This window comes from Trebonia sp., from assembly GCF_049794275.1.
Classification (GTDB): domain Bacteria; phylum Actinomycetota; class Actinomycetes; order Streptosporangiales; family Streptosporangiaceae; genus Trebonia.
The window spans coordinates 1-7,053 of sequence record NZ_JBARCR010000273.1 but is presented as its reverse complement, the minus strand read 5'-3'; the positions used below and the strand labels follow the sequence as shown (position 1 = coordinate 7,053).

At 67.0% G+C, this 7,053-nt stretch carries 6 protein-coding genes and 1 pseudogene; 5 read left to right on the top strand and 2 right to left on the bottom strand.

The annotated features are described in order from the left end of the window. Positions 1 to 198 (bottom strand): annotated as a pseudogene (locus WA805_RS07800) (hypothetical protein); the annotation flags it as partial. Positions 199 to 668: 470 nt separating this feature from the next. Here WA805_RS07800 and WA805_RS07795 point away from each other — a divergent pair. Both WA805_RS07795 and WA805_RS07790 read left to right on the top strand, forming a co-directional pair. After that, positions 669 to 902, top strand: a complete 234-nt coding sequence (locus WA805_RS07795; RefSeq protein WP_422271488.1) for a DUF397 domain-containing protein — start codon at positions 669 to 671, stop codon at positions 900 to 902. Positions 903 to 1,090: 188 nt separating this feature from the next. After that, positions 1,091 to 1,993, top strand: coding sequence for a helix-turn-helix domain-containing protein (locus WA805_RS07790; protein ID WP_422271486.1), 903 nt, complete (start codon positions 1,091 to 1,093; stop codon positions 1,991 to 1,993). A gap of 65 nt (positions 1,994 to 2,058) precedes the next feature. Here the strand turns inward: WA805_RS07790 and WA805_RS07785 are convergent, their stop codons facing one another. Further along, complete coding sequence (locus WA805_RS07785; RefSeq protein ID WP_425241999.1) at positions 2,059 to 3,624, bottom strand: APC family permease; 1,566 nt, start codon at positions 3,622 to 3,624, stop codon at positions 2,059 to 2,061. A gap of 258 nt (positions 3,625 to 3,882) precedes the next feature. Between WA805_RS07785 and WA805_RS07780 the strand changes: the two genes are divergently transcribed. The 3 genes from WA805_RS07780 to WA805_RS07770 form a co-directional block, all read left to right on the top strand. Continuing rightward, positions 3,883 to 4,350, top strand: a complete 468-nt coding sequence (locus WA805_RS07780) for a (2Fe-2S)-binding protein (RefSeq protein WP_422338798.1) — start codon at positions 3,883 to 3,885, stop codon at positions 4,348 to 4,350. Continuing rightward, complete coding sequence (locus WA805_RS07775; protein WP_425241998.1) at positions 4,347 to 6,707, top strand: xanthine dehydrogenase family protein molybdopterin-binding subunit; 2,361 nt, start codon at positions 4,347 to 4,349, stop codon at positions 6,705 to 6,707. Before WA805_RS07780 ends, WA805_RS07775 begins: the two co-directional genes overlap by 4 nt. Beyond that, positions 6,704 to 7,053, top strand: a 350-nt coding sequence (locus tag WA805_RS07770; RefSeq protein WP_425241997.1) for an FAD binding domain-containing protein, incomplete at its 3' end; no start/stop codon positions are given. The genes WA805_RS07775 and WA805_RS07770, both read left to right, overlap by 4 nt.

Below are 7,053 nucleotides of genomic sequence, written 5' to 3'. Positions count from 1 at the left end.
CGGATCGGTGACCGCCAGCATGACCTCGCCGACGCGGCGGAGGAGGCACAGCCGAAGCGCCGACGCCCCGGTCACCCCAGGTGCCCCGGCGGCGACGGCCTGCGGCGCGGTCCGCAGCCCGTGCCTGACGGCGTTCACGACGAGTTCGGCGATGATGAGTTCGGCATCGTCCGACAGGTACCCCAGGTCCCAGCACATGAGCAGCTCACGGACAAACTGACGGGCAGTCCTCGCTTCCTCAGCAACCGGGCTCAGCGGCCGGGAGGTCACCGCGGGCGTTTCCCACCAAGCCGAAGGCACCGGCAGGAATTGCGGAGGAGATGCGGGCGAAGACGGGATGCTGACAAGGTCATCTTCATCGTCCGGCTCGTAAGCAACCCTCAGGTGAGCCAACGCAACCGCTTTCTGCATCGTCATGGGGGGCTGAAAAGCCTTGTCTGTCGCAGTATGTGGGTATGCCTTCCATGTATGGTGCCTGATATATTGTGCAAATGCAAGACCGGATGCACGTTCATTCGGCCCGTGCACCTGAGTCTCCGCACGGGGTTGCTACGCGCGAGCGGGAGCGCCGATTCGACCCAAACCTACGTTACGTGATTAGCAGATCACTTTCAGTGATCTGGTGGTGGGTACTCCAGACAACGTCACGATGTGCCACTGGAAGGAACATGACGAACAGCTACAACGGCATCGCCGCCACCGCGCTCGCCGAGGTGAGTTGGCAGAAGAGCCAGCACAGCAACCCCAACGGGGCCTGCGTGGAGGTCGCACTCCTGCCAGACGGCGAGATCGCCGTCCGCAACTCGCGCTTCCCCACCGGTCCGGCACTGGTCTACACCCGCGCCGAGATAGCCGCATTTCTCGCCGGAGCCAAAGCCGGAGAGTTCGATAATGTGCTCTAATCTGCTCGCCAAGCAGGGCACTAGGCGGCACGCTAAGGCGCCGCAATCGATCGCATAAAGCCACGGGCGATTTCAGAACGTCTATTGAATTGTCACCTAGTCCCCTTTCGCAAACGCATGCTCTCGTGGGAAACTGGCGCATGCCCAATGGCAACCTACGGGCTACCGTCCAGTAACCAGGAGTAGCGATGCTCTCGTCCGAGGACTCCGCTTGGGAGGTACCGCAGGCTCTGTTCGGACCGCGATCCGCGGGACCGACGGTGCAGCGGCTCGTGCTTGGCGGGCACCTGCGACGGCTCCGTGAGCAGGCTCATATCACCACGGAGCAGGCGGCCGGCATTATCCGCGGCTCGCACTCCAAGATCAGCAGGATGGAGCACGGCCGGGTCGGCTTCAAGGAGCGGGACATCGCCGACCTGCTGACCATGTACGGGGTCACCGACGCCGATGAGCGCGAGGCGCTGCTCAAGCTGGCCAGGGAGTCGAATACGCCGGGCTGGTGGCAGGGATACGCCGACATCCTGCCGCACTGGGTCGAGCCGTATTTCGGGCTTGAGGCCGCGGCCTCGTTCATCCGCAACTACGAGCTTCAGTTCGTCCCTGGCCTGCTGCAGACCGAGGGCTACGCCCTGTCCCTGATCCGGCTGGGCAACGCTCCGACGGAGGAAGACGTGCTGCGCCGCGCGGAGGCCAGGATGTCCCGGCAGGACATCCTCAGCAGGGAGACACCGCCGCGGGTGTGGGCCGTGGTGGACGAGGGCGCGCTGCGCCGCCCGATCGGCGGCGCGAAGGTCATGCGCGAGCAGCTGAAGCACCTGATCGACATGTGCGACCACCCGGCCGTCACGCTGCAAGTCCTGCCGTTCCAGGTCGCCTCGCACCCCGCGATGGGCGGGCCGTTCACGATCCTGCGGTTCTCCGAGCCCGACCTGCGCGACGTCGTCTACATCGAGCAGCTGACGAGCGCCCTGTACCTCGACAAGCCGGCGGAAGTCGACAGCTACCTCGAGGTGATGGAGCAGCTCTGCCTGCAGGCCGAGCCCGCGGCCAGGACACCTCAGATCCTCAAGGACGCGCTGAACGGCCTCTAACTCGCCGCAGCCTCAAATGTGAAGGAGCCCCGGGCCTAAGGCCCGGGGCTCCTCTGCTCAGCCGCTTAGGACTCGTCGGGCACGAGCGTCGGGGTGCTCCTCGTCAGGGTCTGCTTGCGGAAGTACGCCGGGTAGGCGAACCGCATGTAGATGCCGACGATGAGGCCGACCAGCGCGGCCACGAAGGCGATCACGAAGGTCCCGCCGATCTGCCAGCCCAGGCCAGGCACCGTCCACATCGTGTAGCTGTTCTCTGTCGCCACGTCCCAGTCCAGCCACAGGCTCCAGCCGCCGAAGAAGTACATGATCAGGCCGCCGAGCACGGGCAGGATGCCTTGCATGAACAGGTTGCGCGCGCTCGAGGTCAGATTCTTGCGGTAGTACCAGGCGCAGGCGAACCCGGTGAGGCCGTAGTAGAAGGCGATGTACAGGCCGATCGCGGTCACCGCGTCGTAGATGATGTTGCCGCCGGACAGGTAGTTGAACGGAATGTAGAGCGCGATCGAGATGGCGCCCATCACGATCGTCGAGACCGTCGGGGTGAGGTAGCGCGGGTGCATCTTCGCGAACGCGGGGGGCAGCGCCCTGTAGGCCGCCATCGAGAGGGTCGTGCGGGCCGTCGGCAGGATCGTGGTCTGGGTCGACGCCGCCGCCGAGCTGAGCACCATCAGGATCAGCAGCCTGGCGAGGAAGGTCCCGATGCCCGAGCTGCCGAACACCGCACTGCCGAGCACGGACAGCACGTCGCCGGAGTTGTCCGGGTTGGCCAGGCCGCCCCCTGTCGTCCCGATGCCGGCGAACGACTGGGCGGCGAGGATCACGACCACGTAGGTGACGAGCAGGATGACCGTAGAGAGGATCGCGGCCCGCCCCGGCGTCTTCTCCTTGTCCTTGGTCTCTTCGTTGACCGCGACCGCGGTGTCCCAGCCCCAGTAGATGAACAGCATCAGGATCAGCCCGCCGACGAACGCGGAGAAGCTCGAGATGTGGAACGGGTTGAACCAGGAGATCGACGGGGTCACCGAGCCGGCCGGGTGGTGGCCGGTGCCCACGCGCGTGAGCGCCACCACCGAGAACACCAGCAGCATAACGATCTCGATGCCGAGCAGCACACGCTGGAGCCTCGCGGACACCTCGATGCCCCGGTAGCAGATGTAGGTCATCGCGATGATCCACACCACGCCGACGAACAGCACCCAGCCGCTCGTCGGGTCGCTGCCGATGCCGTCAGCGCCAAACAGCAGGAAGAGGTATTGCCCCGCGACCTGCGCCAGGCTGGCCATGACCAGGATGTCGGCGGCGACGATCGCCCAGCCGCCCGCCCAGCCGGTGCGCGGGCCGAACGCCCTGGCCGCCCAGGTGAACGTGGTCCCGCAGTCCGGGTCGGCCTTGTTCAGCTCGCTGTACCCGATCGACGTCAGCAGCATCGGAATGAAGGCGAGCAGCGCGACGACCGGGGCGCCGAGACCCACCACGACGACGATCAACCCGAGCGTGGCCGCCAGGCTGTAGGCCGGCGCCGTGGAGGCGACGCCCATGACGACGCTGGACACGAGGCCGAGCGCACCTGTCTTAAGGCCCTTCTCCGCTGTCTGCTCGACGATCGTTGTCGCGCCCTTCGCAGTCGCCATGCGACACCCCTCTCTCCAGATAGCTACGGTTTTAGCACAAAATGTCCACAAAAACGGGGTATTCCGTGGGAACAGGGTAGTCCAACTTCGGAAATAGCAGAACCATCGCAGGCCTCAGTTTGATCAACCTCTCTAGCAGCAGTAGGAACACTGTTCCTTCCAAAAGGCGGTCTGACCTGCGATAAGCGGGTCTGGTGCTGGCTACGGTAGCCGTTCTACGGTGATCTCACGCGCATTGCCACGGCAAGGAGGCCGCGCATGAAAATTACCGTGAACGTCGACGACGTGCGCTACGACGACGACGTCGAACCGCGCTTGCTCCTCGTGCACTACCTGAGAGAGCAAGCGGGACGTACCGGCACGCCCATCGGCTGCGACACCTCTAACTGCGGTGCCTGCACCGTGCTGATGAACGGGGTGTCCGTGAAGAGTTGCTCCGTGCTCGCCGTGCAAGCCGACGGCGCGGAGATCACCACGATACAAGGGCTGGGCAACGGGACAGCGCACCCGCTGCAGGATGCGTTCCACGAGGAGCACGCGCTGCAGTGCGGGTATTGCACCCCAGGGATGATCATGGCCGCCGTCGACTTGCTGCGGGATAACCCGAATCCGACCGAGCAAGAGGTCAGGGACGGCCTCGAAGGCAACCTGTGCCGCTGCACCGGGTACCAGAACATCGTCAGGGCGGTATTGAAGGCCGCTGGCCGCGCGGGGGTGACCGCATGACCACCGCGGAAACCACCGCGCGCGAGGTCGGCAAGGCTCGCGCCAGGAAAGAGGACGCCCGGCTGATCACCGGGCAGACCAACTGGACAGACAACATCATCCTGCCCGGCCTGACCTACGTCGCGTTCGTGCGCAGCCCGTACGCGCACGCGCGGATTACCGGGGTGGATCTGTCGGCGGCCCGGGAGGCGTCCGGCGTGATCGCCGTCTTCTCCGGCGCCGACTTCGCCGCCGAGCAGGGCAGCCTGCCGTGCGCCTGGCCGGTCACCGAGGACATCGTGCTGCCAGATCACCCGGCGATGGCGGTCGACACCGTGCGGTACGCCGGCGAGATCGTCGCCGCGGTCGTGGCCAGGGACCGGTACGCCGCCGCGGACGCGGTTGAGCTGATCGACGTGAGCTACGAACCGCTCGAGCCCGTGCTCGACATGGAGGCCGCGGTGCGGCCCGACTCGCCGAAGGTGCACGAGGCGGGCAACAAGTCCTACACCTGGACGCTGGCCAACGGCGACATGGACGCGGCGTTCCGCGACGCGCCCGTGGTGCTCGAGCGCACGTACCGGCAGCAGCGGCTGATCCCGTCGGCGATGGAGCCGCGCGCCGTGGTCTGCGCGCCGGTCGGCGGCGAGTACACGATGTGGAGCTCCACCCAGATCCCGCACATCCTCAAGATCATGCTCGCCCTTGTCACGGGCATCCCCGAGCAGCAGATCCGGGTGATCGCTCCGGACGTGGGCGGCGGGTTCGGCTCCAAACTCCAGGTCACGGCCGAAGAGGTGCTCGCGCTGCTGCTCGCCCGCAAGCTCGGCCGGCCGGTGAAGTGGACCGAGTCCCGGTCTGAGGGCAACGTCGCGGTGCACCACGGCAGGGACCAGATTCAGCGGATCAGGATCGCCGCGGAATCCGACGGGCGGCTGCGCGCGCTCGACGTCGACCTGCTCGCGGACATGGGCGCGTACCTGATGCTGGTCACGCCCGGGGTACCGCTGCTCGGCGCGTTCATGTACAACGCGATCTACAAGATGGACGCGTACCGGTTCAACTGCACCGGCGTGTTCACCACGAAGACGCCGACCGACGCCTACCGCGGCGCCGGCCGCCCCGAGGCGACGTACGCCATCGAGCACATCATGGACGACCTGGCCGCCGAGCTCGGCATGGACCCGCTCGAGGTGCGCGAGCTGAACTGGATCAAGCACGAGGAGTTCCCGTACACCACGATCGCCGGGCTGACCTACGACTCGGGGAACTACGAGGCGGCGACCGCGACCGCGAAAGAGCTGTTCCGCTACGAGGAGCTCCGGACCGAACAGTCCGCACGTAACGGTGACTCCGCCCAGGTCCGCCTGGGCATCGGCGTATCGACGTTTACCGAGATGTGCGGTCTGGCCCCCTCCCGGGTGCTTGGCTCCCTCAGGTACGCGGCGGGCGGCTGGGAGAATGCCTCGATCCGGATGCTTCCCACCGGCAAGGTGGAGGTCGTCACCGGCTCGAGCGCGCACGGTCAGGGTCACGAGACCGCGTGGTCGCAGATCGTCGCCGACGAGCTCGGCGTGCCGTTCGAGGACATCAGGGTGCTGCACGGCGACACACAGGTCTCGCCGCGCGGGATGGACACCTACGGCTCGCGATCGCTGGTGGTCGGCGGTACCGCTCTCGTCGTGGCCTGCGGCAAGGTGCGGGAGAAGGCCAGGATCATCGCGGCGGGCCTGCTCGAGGTATCGCCGGAAGACCTGGAATGGGCGGACGGCCGGTGGTCGGTGCGCGGCGACCCAGACCAGGGCAAGGCGATCGGCGAGATCGCGTTCGCCGCGTTCGCGGCGCACGACCTGCCGGACGGCGTGGAGCCGTCGCTGGACTCCGACGCGACCTACGACCCGGACAACTTCTCGTTCCCGCACGGCACGCACCTGTGCGCGGTGGAGGTCGACACCGAGACAGGGTGGGTGCAGATCAGGTCCTACGTGGCAGTAGACGACGTGGGTGTGGTGGTGAACCCGCAGATCGTCGAGGGCCAGGTACACGGCGGCATCGCCCAGGGCATCGCCCAGGCGCTGTACGAGGAAGCCGCGTACGACTCCTCTGGCAACCTGATCACGACGACGCTGGCGGACTACCTGGTGCCGTCGGCCGCCGACCTGCCGTCGATTACGACGGCGCGGACGACCACGCCTTCCACGCTCAACCCGCTGGGTGTCAAGGGCGTCGGCGAGGCCGGCACGATCGCGTCCACGCCGGCCGTGGTGAACGCGATCGTCGACGCCCTGCGCCCGCTGGGCGTGACCGACGTGCCGATGCCGTGCACGCCGGAACGCGTATGGCGCGCCATCCAGGAAGCTCGCGGAGGTACCCGATGATCCCGGCGAAGTTCGACTACGTACGGCCTTCTTCTGTCGATGAGGCGGTGCGGGCGCTCGTCTCAGGCGGCGACGACGCCAAGGTGATCGCGGGCGGCCAGTCGCTGCTGCCGCTGCTCCGGCTGCGGCTCGCCTACCCGGAGCGGCTCGTCGATCTGGGCGGCCTCGACGAGCTGCGCGGCGTGCGGGATGCCGGGGACGCCCTGGAGATCGGCGCGATGACCACGCACTACGAGCTGACCAGGAACCCGCTGATCAAGGAGCACTGCGGCCTGCTCGCCGAGACCGCGGCGCTGATCGCGGACCCGGCGGTCCGGCACCGCGGCACGCTCGGCGGCTCGCTGGC

Excerpts from the sequence above, each read along its gene's own strand:
- WA805_RS07795 (WP_422271488.1), top strand. The coding sequence starts at position 669 with ATGACGAACAGCTACAACGGCATCGCCGCCACCGCGCTCGCCGAGGTG.
- WA805_RS07790 (WP_422271486.1), top strand. The coding sequence starts at position 1,091 with ATGCTCTCGTCCGAGGACTCCGCTTGGGAGGTACCGCAGGCTCTGTTC.
- WA805_RS07785 (WP_425241999.1), bottom strand. The coding sequence starts at position 3,624 with ATGGCGACTGCGAAGGGCGCGACAACGATCGTCGAGCAGACAGCGGAG.
- WA805_RS07780 (WP_422338798.1), top strand. The coding sequence starts at position 3,883 with ATGAAAATTACCGTGAACGTCGACGACGTGCGCTACGACGACGACGTC.
- WA805_RS07775 (WP_425241998.1), top strand. The coding sequence starts at position 4,347 with ATGACCACCGCGGAAACCACCGCGCGCGAGGTCGGCAAGGCTCGCGCC.